The 14,850-nt window shown below is 66.2% G+C and carries 14 protein-coding genes; 6 read left to right on the top strand and 8 right to left on the bottom strand.

The window, feature by feature from the left end:
• Positions 1 to 21 precede the first annotated feature (21 nt).
• From ACP5M5_RS00475 to ACP5M5_RS00455, 5 genes are all read right to left on the bottom strand, one after another.
• Entirely contained in the window at positions 22 to 426 is a 405-nt protein-coding gene (locus tag ACP5M5_RS00475; RefSeq protein ID WP_427934848.1) for a RidA family protein, read from the bottom strand.
• A gap of 69 nt (positions 427 to 495) precedes the next feature.
• Positions 496 to 954, bottom strand: a complete 459-nt coding sequence (locus ACP5M5_RS00470; RefSeq protein WP_427934847.1) for a MarR family winged helix-turn-helix transcriptional regulator — start codon at positions 952 to 954, stop codon at positions 496 to 498.
• Positions 951 to 1,691, bottom strand: a complete 741-nt coding sequence (locus ACP5M5_RS00465) for an SDR family NAD(P)-dependent oxidoreductase (RefSeq protein ID WP_427934846.1) — start codon at positions 1,689 to 1,691, stop codon at positions 951 to 953. The genes ACP5M5_RS00470 and ACP5M5_RS00465 overlap by 4 nt, the downstream gene beginning before the upstream one ends.
• A complete protein-coding gene (locus ACP5M5_RS00460) occupies positions 1,688 to 3,973 on the bottom strand; it encodes a bifunctional salicylyl-CoA 5-hydroxylase/oxidoreductase (protein WP_427934845.1) in 2,286 nt (761 codons plus the stop codon). The genes ACP5M5_RS00465 and ACP5M5_RS00460 overlap by 4 nt, the downstream gene beginning before the upstream one ends.
• A gap of 125 nt (positions 3,974 to 4,098) precedes the next feature.
• Positions 4,099 to 5,130: a sulfotransferase gene (locus tag ACP5M5_RS00455; RefSeq protein ID WP_427934844.1), complete on the bottom strand. Its 1,032-nt coding sequence runs from the start codon at positions 5,128 to 5,130 to the stop codon at positions 4,099 to 4,101.
• Between the two features lie 187 nt (positions 5,131 to 5,317).
• On the opposite strand from ACP5M5_RS00455, the gene ACP5M5_RS00450 reads away from it, so the two are divergent.
• From ACP5M5_RS00450 to ACP5M5_RS00440, 3 genes are all read left to right on the top strand, one after another.
• Positions 5,318 to 6,376, top strand: a complete 1,059-nt coding sequence (locus ACP5M5_RS00450) for a class I SAM-dependent methyltransferase (RefSeq protein WP_427934843.1) — start codon at positions 5,318 to 5,320, stop codon at positions 6,374 to 6,376.
• Positions 6,373 to 7,215, top strand: a complete 843-nt coding sequence (locus ACP5M5_RS00445; protein ID WP_427934940.1) for a transposase — start codon at positions 6,373 to 6,375, stop codon at positions 7,213 to 7,215. The genes ACP5M5_RS00450 and ACP5M5_RS00445 overlap by 4 nt, the downstream gene beginning before the upstream one ends.
• Before the next feature lie 105 nt (positions 7,216 to 7,320).
• The gene (locus ACP5M5_RS00440) at positions 7,321 to 8,520 is read left to right on the top strand and encodes an MFS transporter (protein WP_427934842.1); all 1,200 of its coding nucleotides are present in this window, start codon (positions 7,321 to 7,323) and stop codon (positions 8,518 to 8,520) included.
• A 21-nt stretch (positions 8,521 to 8,541) separates the two neighbouring features.
• On the opposite strand, the gene msrA is transcribed toward ACP5M5_RS00440, so the two are convergent.
• From msrA to ACP5M5_RS00425, 3 genes are all read right to left on the bottom strand, one after another.
• Positions 8,542 to 9,069 (bottom strand): peptide-methionine (S)-S-oxide reductase MsrA, encoded by a 528-nt coding sequence (gene msrA, locus ACP5M5_RS00435; RefSeq protein WP_427934840.1) that lies wholly within the window; start codon positions 9,067 to 9,069, stop codon positions 8,542 to 8,544.
• A 210-nt stretch (positions 9,070 to 9,279) separates the two neighbouring features.
• Positions 9,280 to 9,702 (bottom strand): nucleoside-diphosphate kinase, encoded by a 423-nt coding sequence (gene ndk, locus ACP5M5_RS00430; protein WP_427934839.1) that lies wholly within the window; start codon positions 9,700 to 9,702, stop codon positions 9,280 to 9,282.
• Positions 9,703 to 9,799: 97 nt separating this feature from the next.
• Positions 9,800 to 12,088: a hypothetical protein gene (locus ACP5M5_RS00425; protein WP_427934838.1), complete on the bottom strand. Its 2,289-nt coding sequence runs from the start codon at positions 12,086 to 12,088 to the stop codon at positions 9,800 to 9,802.
• A 474-nt stretch (positions 12,089 to 12,562) separates the two neighbouring features.
• On the opposite strand from ACP5M5_RS00425, the gene mraZ reads away from it, so the two are divergent.
• Genes mraZ through ftsL form a run of 3 tightly spaced genes read left to right on the top strand, consistent with a single transcriptional unit; the run spans position 12,563 to position 14,783 of the window.
• A complete protein-coding gene (gene mraZ, locus ACP5M5_RS00420; protein ID WP_427934837.1) occupies positions 12,563 to 13,042 on the top strand; it encodes a division/cell wall cluster transcriptional repressor MraZ in 480 nt (159 codons plus the stop codon).
• On the top strand, positions 13,039 to 14,010 hold the full coding sequence (rsmH, locus tag ACP5M5_RS00415) for a 16S rRNA (cytosine(1402)-N(4))-methyltransferase RsmH (protein ID WP_427934836.1): 972 nt from the start codon (positions 13,039 to 13,041) through the stop codon (positions 14,008 to 14,010). Before mraZ ends, rsmH begins: the two co-directional genes overlap by 4 nt.
• On the top strand, positions 14,007 to 14,783 hold the full coding sequence (gene ftsL, locus ACP5M5_RS00410) for a cell division protein FtsL (RefSeq protein ID WP_427934835.1): 777 nt from the start codon (positions 14,007 to 14,009) through the stop codon (positions 14,781 to 14,783). Before rsmH ends, ftsL begins: the two co-directional genes overlap by 4 nt.
• Positions 14,784 to 14,850 lie beyond the last annotated feature (67 nt).

Raw genomic sequence — 14,850 nt, 5'->3', positions numbered from 1 at the left:
CCGCCAAATGCCGGCCCGACCTCAGGCGGGAATGACCGCAGTGGCCTCGATCTCGAGCTTGGCGCCCTCATCGATGAGGGCGACGACCTGCACCACCGCCATCGCCGGATAGTGTCTGCCGATCACGGCTTTATAGGCACGGCCAAGCGCCTTGAGATTGTTCAGGTAATCGTCTTTCGAGGTGACATACCAAGTAAGCCTTACCAAATGCTCCGGCCGGGCCCCGGCCTCGGCCAGCACGGCGACGATGTTTTTCAGACATTGTTCTGCTTGCGCCACGAAATCGTCGCTTGCGAATACCTGTTCGGCATTCCAGCCGACGATGCCACTGGTGAAAACGACGCGGCCGCTGGCGGCGAGGCCGCTGGTATAGCCGGATGTCGCTTTCCAATGTTTTGGATGCAGGATCTGATGCGGGGTGGGCATGCGTTGGTCTCCTTGAAAGTGGCCGGCCAGGTGCGGACGCCCTCGCGCCTGGGATCGGAGCGGCTGCGGTTATGCACTCTCTTCTGTTCGGGCGCGGCGCAAAATGTCGGTGAGCAGGTCGAGATCGGTGTCGGTGAGGCCGGCGAACAGCCGGTTCACCGCTTTCTCGTGCGCCGCGGCGATGCGCTCGAACTGGCGCAGCCCCGCATCAGTTAGAGACACAAGGATCGCGCGCCCGTCATCGGGTTTGCGCATTCGTTGAACAAGGCCGTCCTCCTCCAGCCGCGCCACCACCGCCGTCGCGTTTCCGTTCGACACCAGCAACATCCGCGACAATTCCGTCATGCCGATGCCCTCGCGCCGGCGCCACAGCGCTGCCATCACGTCAAAGCGCGGCAAGGTGGTGTTATGGTTCACCCGTAGGAATTCGCGCAAATGATTCTCGACGTACCGGGTGACGCCGAGAAGCCTGATCCAGGTTTTCAAGCGGCGCTTGGAAAGCGGATCTGGGTGTTCGGCGGAAATCATATCTCCCCACCCGAGATTGCGATCGCCTGGCCGTTCACCCCCTCCGACCCCGGCGCGCAGAGCCAAAGCGCGGCCGACGTCACCTCGGTCGGTTGGATCAGGCGGCCTTGTGGGTTCAGCCCGGCCAGCGCCGCGCGCGCCGCCGCCGGGCTGCGGCCGGTCTTCTCGACGATCACCGCGACGGCGCGATCGGTCATCGGCGTATCGAGAAACCCAGGGCAGAGCGCATTCACCGTCACCGGCCGCGACGCGATTTCCAAAGCGAGCGAGCGGACCAATCCCACCACGCCATGCTTGGCCGCGGCATAGGGCGCGACCTTGGCATAGCCCTTGAGGCCCGCGGTCGAGGCCACCGCGATCAGCCGCCCCCAGCCCGACATTTGGTTCAGCCCGTCGCGCAGCGTCAGAAACACGCCGGTGAGGTTGACCGCGATCATCGCCTGCCACTGCGCGAGTGTCGTGCGCGCCAAAACCTCGCTATCGGCCGCGCCGGCATTGGCGATGACGATGTCACAGCGGCCAGCGGCGGCAAAGAGGGCGGCAACCCGCGCTTCATCGGTCACATCCGCCTCGATCCAGCGGATATTGGGAGCGCTGGCGGCAACCGCCTCGAGCGGTGCACGGCGGCGGCCGGCGATGACGATGTCTGCCCCGTGGGCTGCGAAACCGCGGGCGAGATCGGCGCCCGCGCCGCTTCCCCCACCGGTGATCAGCACCCGTTTCCCCGCGAGGGTCATACCCGGAGGATTTCCTGCTGGCGCTCGCGCAGCCGCCGCGCCTGATCGCGCCCCGCAAGATAGGGCAGCGGCCACGCCATCTCCTCGTCCCCCAACGCGACCGCGGCATGCAGCGTCCAATAAGGATCGGCCAAGTGCGGCCGCGCAAGGCAGACCAGATCGGCGCGCCCTGCCATCAGGATCGAGTTCACATGGTCGGTCTCGTAGATATTGCCAACCGCCATCGTCTTGATCCCGGCGACGTTGCGGATGCGATCGCTGAACGGGGTCTGAAACATCCGGCCATACACCGGACGCGCCGCGGTCGAGGTCTGGCCGGCCGAGACATCGATGATGTCGGCCCCCGCGGCCGCGAACGCGCGAGCGATCGTCACCGCCTCTTCCGGGGTCACGCCCCGTTCCCCTACCCAATCGGTCGCGCTGATCCGCACGCTCATCGGCATGGCCTCGGGCAGGACCGCGCGCATGGCGGCAAACACCTCCAGGGGATAACGCAGACGATTTTCGAGGCTGCCGCCATAGGCGTCAGTACGCCGATTGGAGAGGGGCGAGATAAAGGAAGAAAGCAGGTAGCCGTGCGCCGCGTGCAGTTCGACCATGTCAAAGCCGGCGCGTGCCGCCATCGCCGCCGCCGCCACGAATTGCGCCCTCACCCTCTCCATGTCGGCGCGATCCATGGCCTTCGGCACCGGGTTCGCGGCACTCCATGCCACGGCGGACGCCGACATCGTCGGCCAGTTGCCAGAGGCAAGCGGCGCATCCATCACCTCCCAGCCGAGCTGAGTCGAGCCCTTGCATCCCGAATGCCCGATCTGGCAGCAAATCTTCGCTTCGGTTTCGGCATGGACGAAATCAACCAGCCGCTTCCACGCCGTTTCGTGAGCGGGCGCGTAAAGACCGGGGCAGCCCGGGGTGATCCGCCCCTCGGGAGAGACGCATGTCATTTCGGTGATGACGAGTCCGGCGCCGCCCTTGGCGCGCTCGGCGTAATGGACGAAGTGCCAATCGGTTGGCCGACCGTCCACGGCTTTATATTGTGCCATCGGCGAAACCACGACGCGATTCGCGAGCGTTAGCCCACGCAGACGCAAGGGCGCGAACATCGGCGCGCGGCCTGGCCGGCCGTCAGCCCGCTTCTGAAACCACGCCTCGGCCTCGCCCAGCCATTTCGGGTCACGCAGGCGCAAATTCTCATGGCTGATCCGCTGGCTGCGGGTCAGCAGCGAATAGGCGAATTGCGCTTGCGGCATGTCGAGATAGCGCTCCACCTCCTCGAACCATTCGAGAGAGTTTCGTGCCGCCGATTGCAGCCGCAACACCTCCACCCGCCGCTCCGCCTGATAGCGCTCGAACGCGCCCGCCATCGTCGGTTCGGAATGCAGGTAATCGGCGAGCGCGATGGCGCTATCGAAGGCGAGGCGCGAGCCCGAGCCGATCGAGAAATGCGCGGTCGCCGCGGCGTCGCCCATCAGCACGACATTGCCGTGGTGCCAGGTTTCGCAGATCACGCGGGGAAACTGGATCCAAATCGCCGCGCCGCGCAGATGCTTCGCGTTCGACATGAGGCCATGCCCACCGAGATGGCGCGCGAAGATCCGCCGACAGGTCTCAACCGATTCCTCAGACGACATCTGCGCAAAGCCCCAGCGCTCCCACGTCTCGGGCAGACACTCGACGATGAACGTCGCGGTATCGGCATCGAACTGATAGGCATGCGCCCAGACCCAGCCATGCCCGGTCTTCTCGAAGATGAAGGTGAAGGCATCGTCGAATTTCTGATGCGTGCCGAGCCAGATGAATTTGCATTTGCGCAGATCGATATCGGGCTTGAAAATATCGCCATATTCGGCGCGCACGCGGCTGTTGATGCCATCGCAGCCAACGACCAGATCATAGGCATCGCGATAGTCCGCAGCCGATTTGAATTCGGTTTCAAACTGCATAGTGACGCCGAGCGCAGAGGCGCGCTCTTGCAGAAGGCTCAGCATCTGCTTGCGTCCGATCCCCGCGAAGCCATGCCCGCTCGAGACGGTGCGCACCCCGTTGTGCACAACCGCGATGTCGTCCCAATAGACGAAATGGTTGCGGATCGCTTCGGTCGATTGCGGATCGTTTTTTTGCATCCGGCTCAGCGCATCATCCGACAACACGACACCCCAGCCGAAAGTGTCATTCGCGCGATTGCGCTCCAGCACCGTGACCGCATGCCCAGGGTCGCGCAGTTTCATGCTGATGGCAAAATACAGTCCGGCCGGGCCGCCGCCGAGACAAAGAATTTTCATGCCGCGGTCGCTCTTGTCTGTTGCACGTCATAGTACCCTGCCATCCGTGGCAAACCATTTCAAGTTTAAAATTTCAAACTTGAAATATTGGGGCGAGCAAGCGGCCGGGCCCCGCCTGAGGCGCGTCAGGCCTCGCCCAATTCCGGCCAGAATGCCGCGAGGCGCGAGTGGCGCACCACCGCCCAGATGCGCGCCTGCTCGTCCGCGTCGAGCTCGCGCCGCCATTTATCGATCTCGGCGGCGGCATTGCGGAATACCCGGTAATAGCCGGTGTCCCCGGCATGCTCGGTGCTGCGGCGGATGAAGGCCGCGGTTTCGGGCGGCAGCGAGAGCCCGGCGAAGGCCAGCAACTCGCCGGCCCGCGCCAGCGGCGCTCGCGCGAGATCGGCGTGGCGGACGATGCGCGCCGCCGGATGGCCGTCAAGGTCGGCAAGCGCCCGCTCGTTGAGCAGCAGCCATTGCCAAGCGAGCCGCTCGAGTAGCGGCCAGCGCGCGAAGCGGGCGGCATCGAGCCCGTGCGCCTTGGCCTCCGGCCCGGCCAGCAGCCACTCGAAATCGAGTTCGTTCTCGAACATGCCGAGCCGCTCGCCCCGACGCATCGACGCGACCTGTCCGCAGGGGTGGCGGAGGGTGTAGATGATCCGGCAGCCGGGAAGAGCCCGCGCGAAGAGTCCGAGCCGGGTCGGCGAGCTGACCGATTTGAAGGCAAGCGTCATCCGCCCCCACGCCGCGGCCGCGACCCAATCGGGGATGGGAACGCCGCCTGCGAGACGCCGGCCGCCGAGATGCTCCACGACCCGAAGCCCCTCGATCAGCGCGCTGCGGAGCCTGTCGGCCACGGGGCCACGATAGGCTTTCGAAAAGAGCGGCCGCGAACCCATGGTTTTCAGCGTCCGCGTCGTCAACAGCCGCTCGAGATAGGCCCGCGTCTCAGCGAGCAGCGCCGGCGGCGGCGCGGCGGGCGGCCAAACCGGCAAATGTTTGCCGCGCCAGACCGTATCCGGTTCATGCCGGTAGAGAACATCGGGGTGGCTGTCGAAGACCTTGGCGAGCCACGTGGTGCCCGAACGCGGCAGGCCAAAGAGCATAACCACGCGCTCGGCCGCGACCCCGCCGATCGCAGGCGCGGTTTCAACCGGCGCCGTCGCCACGCTCACCGCGCATCCCCTTTCGGCCGGCGTATCACCGCATCCCCACGGCCATCGCGAAATTGTGAAGCCGTCCGTACCGTCTTGGCAGATTCTTACTTCGGGTGCAATCAACGGTGACCCGCCACGGGTTGCACCAAAGGCGAGCGCGGCGCTATCCCCTGGAGACGCAAAATGGCGGCAACGGGAGCCCCTCATGACCATGACGGCAGATCTCAAGGCGCGTTTCCAAGCCCAGGCGCAGGGCGCGATGGTGCTCTATGTCGGTTATATCGGGGTCGTTAATCGGCTGTTTGAGACGCTGGCTCGCCTTGGTGCCGCCGAGAGTGACGCGCTGGCGGCGGCGGCGGGGAAGGATGCCGGCTATGTTCGCCGCTGGTGCGACGCCGCTTATGCGACCGGCTACCTCGAAGACGCCGAGGGCGCGCGTTTCCGCCTGAGCGCGATCGGCGCGGCGATGCGCCCGGACGCGCCCGAGACCCTAATGCCGGTTGCGGTGCAGGCGATGCTGTCTGCGCATATGGCCGAGCGCGCGGCCGGCCTGATGCCGAGCGGGGCGCGGCCCGGCGAGCAGGTTCTGGCCGAGTGCGAGACTCTCCTGCCCTGGTTCGGCCCGATGCTGGAGGCAAGCTACGCCCCGGTTTTCGAGACCACCATCAGCCCCGCCATCCCGATCTTTTCCGAGATCGACCGGCAAGCTGGGCTCGCTGTTGATCTCGGCTGCGGCAATGGCTGGTATTTGCGGGTGCTGGCGCGACGCTATCCGCATCTCCGCGGCCTTGGCGTCGATGGATTTGCCGAAAACATCGCCCAGGCAACGACGCTCGCGGAAACCGAGGGGTTCGGCGCGCGGCTGAGCTTCGCGGTCGGTGATGCGCATCACCTCGCTTTGCCCGAGCCCGCCGATCTGATCGCCATGAACCGGGCGCTGCACCATGTTTGGGAGGGCGGGATCGCGCGTTTCCTCGACCGTCTGCGCGGCCAGATCAAGCCCGGCGGTGCGGCGGTGATCTGGGAGCCGAACTGGCCGGCCGAACGCGCCGCGCTGCGCAAGCCGGGATGGGCGCGTCTTGCCTTCCAAAACCTCACCGAGCATGTCCAGGGCAATCACCTGCTCGGCGCCGAGGAAATCGCCGCCGCCTTCCTCGCCGCCGGCTTTGCGGAGGCAACGACGCATCTTTTCGCCGAGGGCAAGGAAGCGGTCATCGTCGCCCGCACGCCGAAAGACCATCGCACCGCCGGGCAGCGCGCCTGATCGGCAGTGCGCGTGAGGTCGCGCGCCTGTGTAAAGAGCGCATCGCCTTTCAATGGCTCTGTGGTGGTGTTGGGATGGATGCCAAGACGCTGGCGGATTTCCGGGTTGATCACGGAGCGGTTCTGGAACGTCTTTTGGTAGACAGCTTCACCGCGCTGGTGCGGGCTGGCGTGGCCAGCCTGGATCGTGTGGCGCAGGATGGGGTTCGGGTGCGCGCCTCGGCGGGTGCTGCCTCGTTTCGGCGGCACTCGACCTTGCAGGATTGCCAGCGCGAGACAGAACCGCGTGCCTCCACGACCGATGCCGAGGCGCGGGTGATGAAGATGGCTGACGGTGGCTTTCGGCCGGCCTACAACGTCCAGTTCGCCACCGACACAAAGAGCTTGGCGATCGCGGCTGTCTCGGTCGACAACGTCGGCTCTGACATGGGCAAGCTGGCGCCGATGAACGATGCTCTGGCTTGGCATTATGGCGAACGTCGGCGCCAGCATTTCGTGGACGGCGGCTTCGTCAAGTTCGCCGACATCGAAGCGCTGACGCGGAACGGCGTGGCGGTTTTCGTGCCCGTGTCCAAGCCGCGCGATGAAAGCCGCGATCGCCATGCCCCGCAATTCAACGATAGCCCCGGTGTCGCCACGTGGCGCAAGCGCATGAGTGAAGACGTGGCCAAGACAATTTACAAGCAGCGGGCGGCGACAGCAGAATGCGCCAACGCTCAGGCACGCAATCGAGGATTGTCGCAGTTTCTTGTGCGCAACGTAGCGCACATCAAAATCGTCGCATTGTGGCACGCCTTGACCCACAACAGGATGTGCTCCTGGCGGCTGATCGCGGCATGATCGCGCAGCCCATGCCATAGCTTGGCGAAGCCGCGGCACCACGCGCCGCTTGCGTGCGCGCCGCGAGGTCGCTATCAGCGCCGCCGGAAGGGGAGTTAAGCATTCATGGACGAGAAACGCCGCCAACAGCGCCACGTCGTCGCGGCGTGTTATCTCGGCTGGACGCTCGATGCCTTCGATTTCTTCATCATGGTGTTCGTGCTGCGCGATATCGCCCGCGCCTTCACCACCTCGCTCACCGCCGTCACCTGGGCGATCACGCTGACGCTGGCGATGCGCCCGGTGGGCGCGTTCATCTTCGGCCGCATCGCCGATCGTTTCGGCCGCCGGCCGACCCTGATGGCCAATGTGCTCACCTATTCGGTGCTGGAATTCGCCTCCGGCTTCGCGCCCGATCTCACCGTGTTCATCCTGCTCCGGGCACTTTACGGCATCGCCATGGGTGGCGAATGGGGGGTCGGCGCCTCGCTGACCATGGAAAGCGTGCCGACCCGCTGGCGTGGCACCGTCTCCGGCATCCTGCAGGCGGGCTATCCTTCCGGCTATCTGCTCGCCTCCGTGCTCTATCTCGCGATGCCGGTGCTCGGCTGGCGGGGGATGTTCATGGTCGGCGCGCTGCCGGCGCTGCTGGTTTTCTATATCCGCCGCAACGTCCCCGAGAGCCCGGACTGGACGGCGCGGCAGAGCCGGCCGCGGATCGGCTTCGGGACGGCGATCGGCCGCCATCTGCCGCTTGCGCTCTATGCCATCGTCACCATGACGGCGTTCAATTTCTTCAGCCACGGGACGCAGGATCTCTATCCCAGCGCCTTCCTCGGGGGCCAGCACAAATTCTCGGTCGCGACGATCTCGACCATCGCCATCATCTATAATCTCGGTGCCATGGCCGGCGGATTGCTGTTCGGCACGCTTTCCCAGCGGATCGGCCGGCGCGCCGCCATCGTCATCGCCGCTCTGCTGTCGCTGCCGGTCCTGCCGCTCTGGGCGTTCGGCACGACCCCGGTTGTGCTCGCCATCGGCGCTTTTCTGATGCAGGTCTGTGTGCAGGGCGCCTGGGGCGTCATCCCTGCTCACCTCAACGAGATTTCGCCGCCGGAAATCCGCGCGACCTTCCCGGGCGTCGTCTATCAGCTCGGCAACCTGCTCGCCTCCGCCAACGCCACTATCCAGTCGACGATCGCCGACCACATGGACCATAATTACAGTTATGCCCTGGCGGGCGTTGCCGGCATCGTCGCGATCGCGATCGCGATCCTGATCGGCTTCGGCGGCGAGGCCCGGCATCAGGACATGGGCGGCGGCTAAAACCGCCGGCGGGACGCGTCTTCACGCCAAGCGGGCGGCGAATTGCTTGCGGAATTTCGCGACCTTGGGCGCGACCACCGCCGCGCAATAACCGGCGTTGGGATTTTTCGTAAAATAATCCTGATGATAGTCCTCGGCGGGGTAAAACACCGCAAGCGGCGCAATTTCGGTGACCAAAGGCGCGTCCCAGAGGCCCGCGGCGTCGATTTCCGCCATGATCCGCCGCGCTGTCGCCTCCTGCGCCGGCGCATGGGTCAGAATGATCGAGCGATACTGCGTGCCGACATCATGCCCCTGGCGGTTCGGCGTCGTCGGGTCGTGGATGGCGAAAAATATCCGCAACACGTCATCATAGCTGAGTTCGACGGGATCGAAAGTGAGTTGCACGACCTCGGCATGGCCGGTGCGGCCGGTGCAGACCTGCTCATAGCTGGGCTCTGCGACGGTGCCGCCGGCATAGCCGGAAACGACGCTGCTAACCCCACGCAATCGGCGGAAGACCGCGTCGAGACACCAGAAACATCCGCCGCCAAGTGTTGCCCGTTCCATGCCGATCTCCTTTCCGCGCCTTTTTCACGCCCGGTCTGGGAGTGACTCATAAAGGAAAAGCTTCTTTTTCTGAAGAAAAAGAAGCAAAAAGACTTCCTTCCCGTTTTTTCGGAGCGGCAATGTCTATGGCGCGGGCAGTGCCTGCGGCACTGCCCAACGGGACAAAAGTTTTTTGGTTCTTTTTTTCAAAAAAGAACTTTTCTCCTTTTGTCAGCCGGTGATTTCGCTTGCGGCGAAGAAGAACGCGATCTCGCTCGCCGCGTTTTCGGCGCTGTCAGAGCCGTGCACTGAGTTGGCCTCGATGTCTTCCGCGAATTCGGCGCGGATGGTGCCGGGGGCGGCCTTTTTCGGATCGGTCGCGCCCATGATCTCGCGATTACGAGCGATGGCGTTTTCGCCTTCGAGAACCTGCACCACCACCGGCCCTGACGTCATGAAGGCGACGAGACCCGCGAAGAACGGGCGTTCGCGGTGGACGGCATAGAACGCCTCGGCCTGCTCGCGGCTGAGGCGAAGGCGCTTTTGCGCGACGATGCGGAGCCCGTTCGCCTCGAACACGGCGTTGATCCGCCCGGTGAGGTTGCGGCGGGTCGCGTCCGGCTTGATGATCGAGAGCGTGCGCTCGACGGGCATGGCGTCATCCTTTGTGGCTAGCGTGTGAGATAGGGCGGGCTTTATCCCGCCAGCCCCGGGACAGCAAGCCCCGCGCCACGAGCATCGGGAGGTCCTATCAGTTCGTCCCGCCGCCGACCGAGCGCATGGCGATGGCGTCGTGGCCGGTCACGGTGAAATCGAAATCCCGCCAAGTGCCGCGAGGGATCTTCGCCTTGCCGATCAAAGTGACGCCGGGGCCCGGGGCGATGGTTTCGCTCGCCGTCGTTGTGTTTTCGATGCGCGTGCGCCAGCGCTGGCCGACCCCAGCATTCCCTGCGGCGGCGGCGATAGCGCCGGCGCTGTCGGTGACATCGGTGAAGGCGGCACGCTGGGCGCCGCGCCGGATCACCACGGCGGCGGCGAGCAGGCCGCCGGGAAGCCGCGCACCGCCGACGGTGGCGAGTTCGGCATCGGCGCGCTGGTCGAGCACGAGCGAGGTCGAGACGCCGCCCGGCAGGATCGCTGACGCGCCATAGAGCGGCACCGGCAGGTTGAAGCCGTAACGATTGGCCCACCAGATCGTCGTTTTGTCCGATTGATCGACGAAGGCGGCGTTGCGGTCGGCATCGGCGCGCAAGGTCCACGCGGCGCCGCCGGCCGGGGTCGCATCCAGCCGCAACGCGACATTGCCCTTGTCGTCACGGCTTTCGGCGACCGGTTGGCCGCGTTCGAACTGGCTCGCCGGCGAAACCGTCGTCGCCGCCTGCGCCGCCGGGCTGGCATAGGTAATGGTGCTGTGCGAGCCGCCGGTGGCGAGCATGAGATGGCCCATCTCTGGCCCGACATAGATATCGCCGTATTGTGTTGCTCCGCCGACGATCGCGAGCGCACCTTTGAGCGCGGTCACCAGGGAGCCGGCGCGGGCATTGTCGTTGCTCGCCAGCATGACGCCGGCGACGGTGTTGGTGCCGCCCTGGGGATCGACCGCGACCTGGCGCACTGCAACCCCTTGCGAGGAGCAGGAACCGCCGGAAAACGTCACCCACTGGCCGCCATCGATAAGGATGCAGCTCGTGGTCGCGTCCCGCGTGCGCATCTCGTTATCGACGCCGAGGTTGGTGACATTGACCCAGGAGGCGCCGGTCGCGACCTCGAAGCCGACGTCGTGGCCGAACACTTGCGGGCTGGTGAGATCGAAGCCGGTGGACTGCGCGAGCCACCATCCCGGCCCCTGCCGGCGAAAGCCATTGGTGACGATGGTACCGGTGCCTTGCCTCCAGTGGCCGGAAAACACCGATCCCGCGAGCGAGAAAGTGCCGCGGCCGGCATCGTAATCGACGATGTTCCAGGGTTTCTGCGGGATCGTGACACCTTCGGCGCCGGCGATCCAGACCGGGTCGCCGTCCCGGAAATCGATCGCGCCGGGGGTCATGCCGATCCGGATCCGCCCGTGCGGGTCAGCGGCGATGGCGGTGATCGGCGTCACCGGGTTGGTTACGCGCTCGGGGCCGGGCGGCGTCAGGTCGGGAACCGCCTGCCAGTTATAGATGACAGGATTGGAATAGGCGTTTTGCAGCAAAATGCCCTGATCGGCATCGACGAACACGTTCGCCCCCTGCACCCGCGCCGCATAATTCCCCGAAATGCCGACGTTGAAGCCAAGGACATCGACATTTTCGAGATACATGTCATCGCCTGGGGCAAGCACGATGCCGGTGCCGGCGCCGCCGCTGACGGTGACTTCGGCCGCAGGGGGCGTCTTGCAACCGCCGCCGGTGAAGCTCACCGACGGGTTGGCGGGATACTGATCGCCGTCATCGATGATGGTGATCGCCTCCAGCCCGCCATCCTTCATGGTCAGGCGTGCCGCGAAGCCGCGCCCGGCGCCGCCGGTCACCTGCATCACGGGGGCCGCCGTGCAGCCGGCGCCGCGGTTTGTGATCCTTGCTGCGGTGACGCCGGCGCCTTGGTGGAGATAGGCGGCGAGCGCCATTATCTGGCGAAAGGTCGTCACCGGCAGCAGCGGCAACACGCCGCGCGAAATCACCAGGACGCCGGACAGCGCGGTGTTGGTCTGCATGGTAATCGGATGGGCGGGGTTTAGAATGATCGTCGACGGCCCTTGCCATTTGTCACCCCAGCCGCCGGAGGGGCGCCATGCGCCGATGACGCGCGCGCCAGAGGGAATGGTGAGGCCGCCGGAGGCGACGTTGTAACGCTTGTCGAGCCTGATAATACCGCCTTCGTCGAGGCATTTTTGCAGCGCCGCACGATCGTCGGCGCGGCCATCGCCGACCGCGCCGCAACTTTCCGGGGTGCGCGCGCCGAGCGCCGCCTGCGATGGCGCGGTTTGGCTTCGTGCCGGCGCGGCGGCGGCCATCATTATGGCGACGCAGAGTAAAATCCCGATCGTTCGCTGCGGCATCGCCTTCCCCCTTCGCTGCCATCGAGCCTAGTGTCCTGCCCCTGAACTGCTTTGGCAGGTCAGGGATCAGCAGGCCACTGAAAATAAAGAGCGAGTGTCCATGACATTCGCTGGCGAATTTTTGAAACGGGACACTGGCACGTGGCCGGCAGGGGCCGGCAAGGCGGGTATAAATCCGAGAAAGAAACGAAGCGGTAAGAACAAAATGAGAATGGTGAGTCAGGGGCCAGAGGCCTCGACTCGGGCGGGCATTGTCTTGGCTGAAAAAGTAAACAACTGATTAATATAAAAAAACGCCAGACGCCAGCCAGTCAAAAGCCGGATTCCCTTTGACGCCCATGTTTTCCCATGATATCCCATTAATTCCCAAAACGGGGCGTCATGCAGCCAGCCTGGCTGGATGGGCTCCGCCCCGTGAACAAACCTGGCGCCGGCGTGGCGCTGAACCGAGCGAGAAGAGGCGCATCTGGCCGGATGACCCACTTTCTGGGCACCCACCAGAACAGATTGGACGCCAAGGGACGGGTCTCCATCCCGGCGCCGTTTCGGGCTGCGCTGCGTGCGCTCAAGGGTGACGGCGGTGGTCTGATCCTGCGCCCGGCGCATACCCATGCCTGCATCGAGGGTTGGCCGGAGGCGATTTTTCATACCCTCGCCAGCTCGCTCGATAGCCTCGATCTGTTCAGCGAAGCGCATGACGATCTCGCCGCGGCTCTCTATGCCGATGCCTATCCGGTCGAGCCCGACAAGGAGGGGCGGATCGTGCTCCCGGAGGCGCTGGTTTCCCATGCCGGGCTCGAGGACGGGGTGGTGTTCATGGGGCTCGGGCGAACTTTTCAGATCTGGCAGCCGGAAGCGGCGGCGCGGCGGCGGGCCGAGGCGCGCGAGCGGGCGCGGGCGCACGCCATCACCTTGCCTGCTGCCACCTTGCCGGCTGCGGGAGCGGCGCCATGACCGCCGCGGGCCATATCCCAGTGATGCGGGCGGAGATGCTGGCGCTGCTCGCGCCGCGCGCCGGCGGGCGTTATCTCGATGCCACGTTCGGCGGCGGCGGCTATGCCGAGGCCATTCTTGCCGCCGCCCCCTGCGCGCTCTGGGCGATTGACCGCGACCCCGAGGCGATCGCCCGCGGCGCCCGCTTGGCGCGGCGTTTCCCGGGGCGGCTTGCGCTGCTCGAAGGGTGTTTCGGGGACATGCTGGCGCTGCTCACCGCGGCCGGTGTCGCGCGGCTCGATGGCGTGGTGATGGATCTCGGTCTCTCCTCCTATCAGATCGACGATCCCGAGCGCGGGTTTTCCTTCCGCGCTGACGGGCCGCTCGATATGCGCATGGGCCGCGCTGGGCCTTCCGCTGCCGATCTCGTCAACACGCTGCCCGAGCGCGAACTCGCCGACATTTTGTTCGAGTTCGGCGAGGAGCGGCATGCCCGCCGCATCGCCCGCGCGATCATCGCCCAGCGCCGCATCGCGCCAATCACCACGACGGCGGCGTTGGCGGCGCTGGTGCGCGCCGAGGTGCCGGCGAGCGCCGACGGCATCGATCCCGCGACGCGGAGTTTTCAGGCGCTGCGCATCCGGGTCAACGACGAGCTTGGCGAGATCACGCGCGGGCTGGAAGCGGCGGCCAGCCTGCTCGCGCCGGGGGGGCGGCTGATCGTGGTCGCGTTCCATTCGCTCGAGGACAGGATCGTCAAGCGCTTCATGCGTCAGGCCGCCGGGCGCGCCGGTGGCCCCTCGCGCCATGAGCCGCGCCGATGGGTTGGCGCTGATGCGCCGGATTTCACCTTGCTGACCCCGCGCCCGCTCCGCCCTGGCGCTGCCGAGATCCGCGTCAATCCGCGCGCGAGAAGCGCCCGGCTGCGCGCCCTCGCACGCCTGCCGGCGGTCGCAGCGCGGACGGAGGAGGAGACCACGACGCCATGATCCGCCCCCTGACTTCGATCACGCTGCTGCTTTTCGCCGGCGCCGGGATTTATCTTTACCATGTCAAGCACCGCACGCTGCTGCTTGACCGCCAGATCGCGGCGACCCTGCGCGAAACCGAGGGGCTGCGCGCCAAGAAAGAGATGCTGCAGGCGGAGTGGGCGCTGCTCAACCAGCCCGATCGGCTTGCCGATTTCGCGGCCCGGCATCTCGCGCTGAAACCGCTCGCGCCGGTGCAATTCGTGCCGCTCGCCGAACTCGATCGTCATCTGCCGGCGGTGGTGCTGAGTAGTGCTGCGCCAGACGGGGAGGTGGCTTACGGCACGGATGGCGACGTCGCCCCGGCCATCGCGTCCGCCCCATCGGCATCCGTCCCGCCGGCGTCCGTCCCGTCGGGGGGCATTGCGGCCGAAACCCGGCCGCAGCCGGTCGCAGCACTTGCGCCGCCGCTGCCGGCCGCGCTCGCCCATGATGGCGCCACCCGTCCGGCGCCGCTCCACAAACCCGCGCCGGCGCCGGCCGGCGAGACCGCTGCCCCGGCGTTGCGCGTCGCCGCCAATGCCACTTCCCACCGTCCGACCCCGCCAGCGATCGCGCCGCGCCCGGTCGCGGTCTCGGTAGTGCGCCCGGTCGCGGCTTTCATCGCGCCGCCGCACGCGGCGGCGGCGCCGCAAAGCGCCGCCGCAGTGCCGGTGACGCGTTCGGCGCTCGGTGGCCCGCATGTCGCCTTGCCGCCGCCGGTCCCGCCGCAAAGCCGGGCAGACGGGCCGTGAGCGAGCCGCGCAAACCCGCCCCGCCCAAGGACGCGCCGCCACCCTATGCCGCGGCCCGCGCCTATGG

Source organism: Acidibrevibacterium sp., from assembly GCF_049965395.1.
GTDB lineage: Bacteria > Pseudomonadota > Alphaproteobacteria > Acetobacterales > Acetobacteraceae > Acidibrevibacterium > Acidibrevibacterium fodinaquatile.
The sequence above is the reverse complement of the archived record's forward strand: the minus strand, read 5'-3'. Positions and strand labels throughout refer to the sequence as shown.

Excerpts from the sequence above, each read along its gene's own strand:
- ACP5M5_RS00450 (WP_427934843.1), top strand. The coding sequence starts at position 5,318 with ATGACCATGACGGCAGATCTCAAGGCGCGTTTCCAAGCCCAGGCGCAG.
- ACP5M5_RS00465 (WP_427934846.1), bottom strand. The coding sequence starts at position 1,691 with ATGACCCTCGCGGGGAAACGGGTGCTGATCACCGGTGGGGGAAGCGGC.
- mraZ (WP_427934837.1), top strand. The coding sequence starts at position 12,563 with ATGACCCACTTTCTGGGCACCCACCAGAACAGATTGGACGCCAAGGGA.
- ACP5M5_RS00470 (WP_427934847.1), bottom strand. The coding sequence starts at position 954 with ATGATTTCCGCCGAACACCCAGATCCGCTTTCCAAGCGCCGCTTGAAA.
- ndk (WP_427934839.1), bottom strand. The coding sequence starts at position 9,702 with ATGCCCGTCGAGCGCACGCTCTCGATCATCAAGCCGGACGCGACCCGC.
- ACP5M5_RS00440 (WP_427934842.1), top strand. The coding sequence starts at position 7,321 with ATGGACGAGAAACGCCGCCAACAGCGCCACGTCGTCGCGGCGTGTTAT.
- ACP5M5_RS00425 (WP_427934838.1), bottom strand. The coding sequence starts at position 12,088 with ATGCCGCAGCGAACGATCGGGATTTTACTCTGCGTCGCCATAATGATG.
- rsmH (WP_427934836.1), top strand. The coding sequence starts at position 13,039 with ATGACCGCCGCGGGCCATATCCCAGTGATGCGGGCGGAGATGCTGGCG.
- ftsL (WP_427934835.1), top strand. The coding sequence starts at position 14,007 with ATGATCCGCCCCCTGACTTCGATCACGCTGCTGCTTTTCGCCGGCGCC.
- ACP5M5_RS00475 (WP_427934848.1), bottom strand. The coding sequence starts at position 426 with ATGCCCACCCCGCATCAGATCCTGCATCCAAAACATTGGAAAGCGACA.
- msrA (WP_427934840.1), bottom strand. The coding sequence starts at position 9,069 with ATGGAACGGGCAACACTTGGCGGCGGATGTTTCTGGTGTCTCGACGCG.
- ACP5M5_RS00460 (WP_427934845.1), bottom strand. The coding sequence starts at position 3,973 with ATGAAAATTCTTTGTCTCGGCGGCGGCCCGGCCGGACTGTATTTTGCC.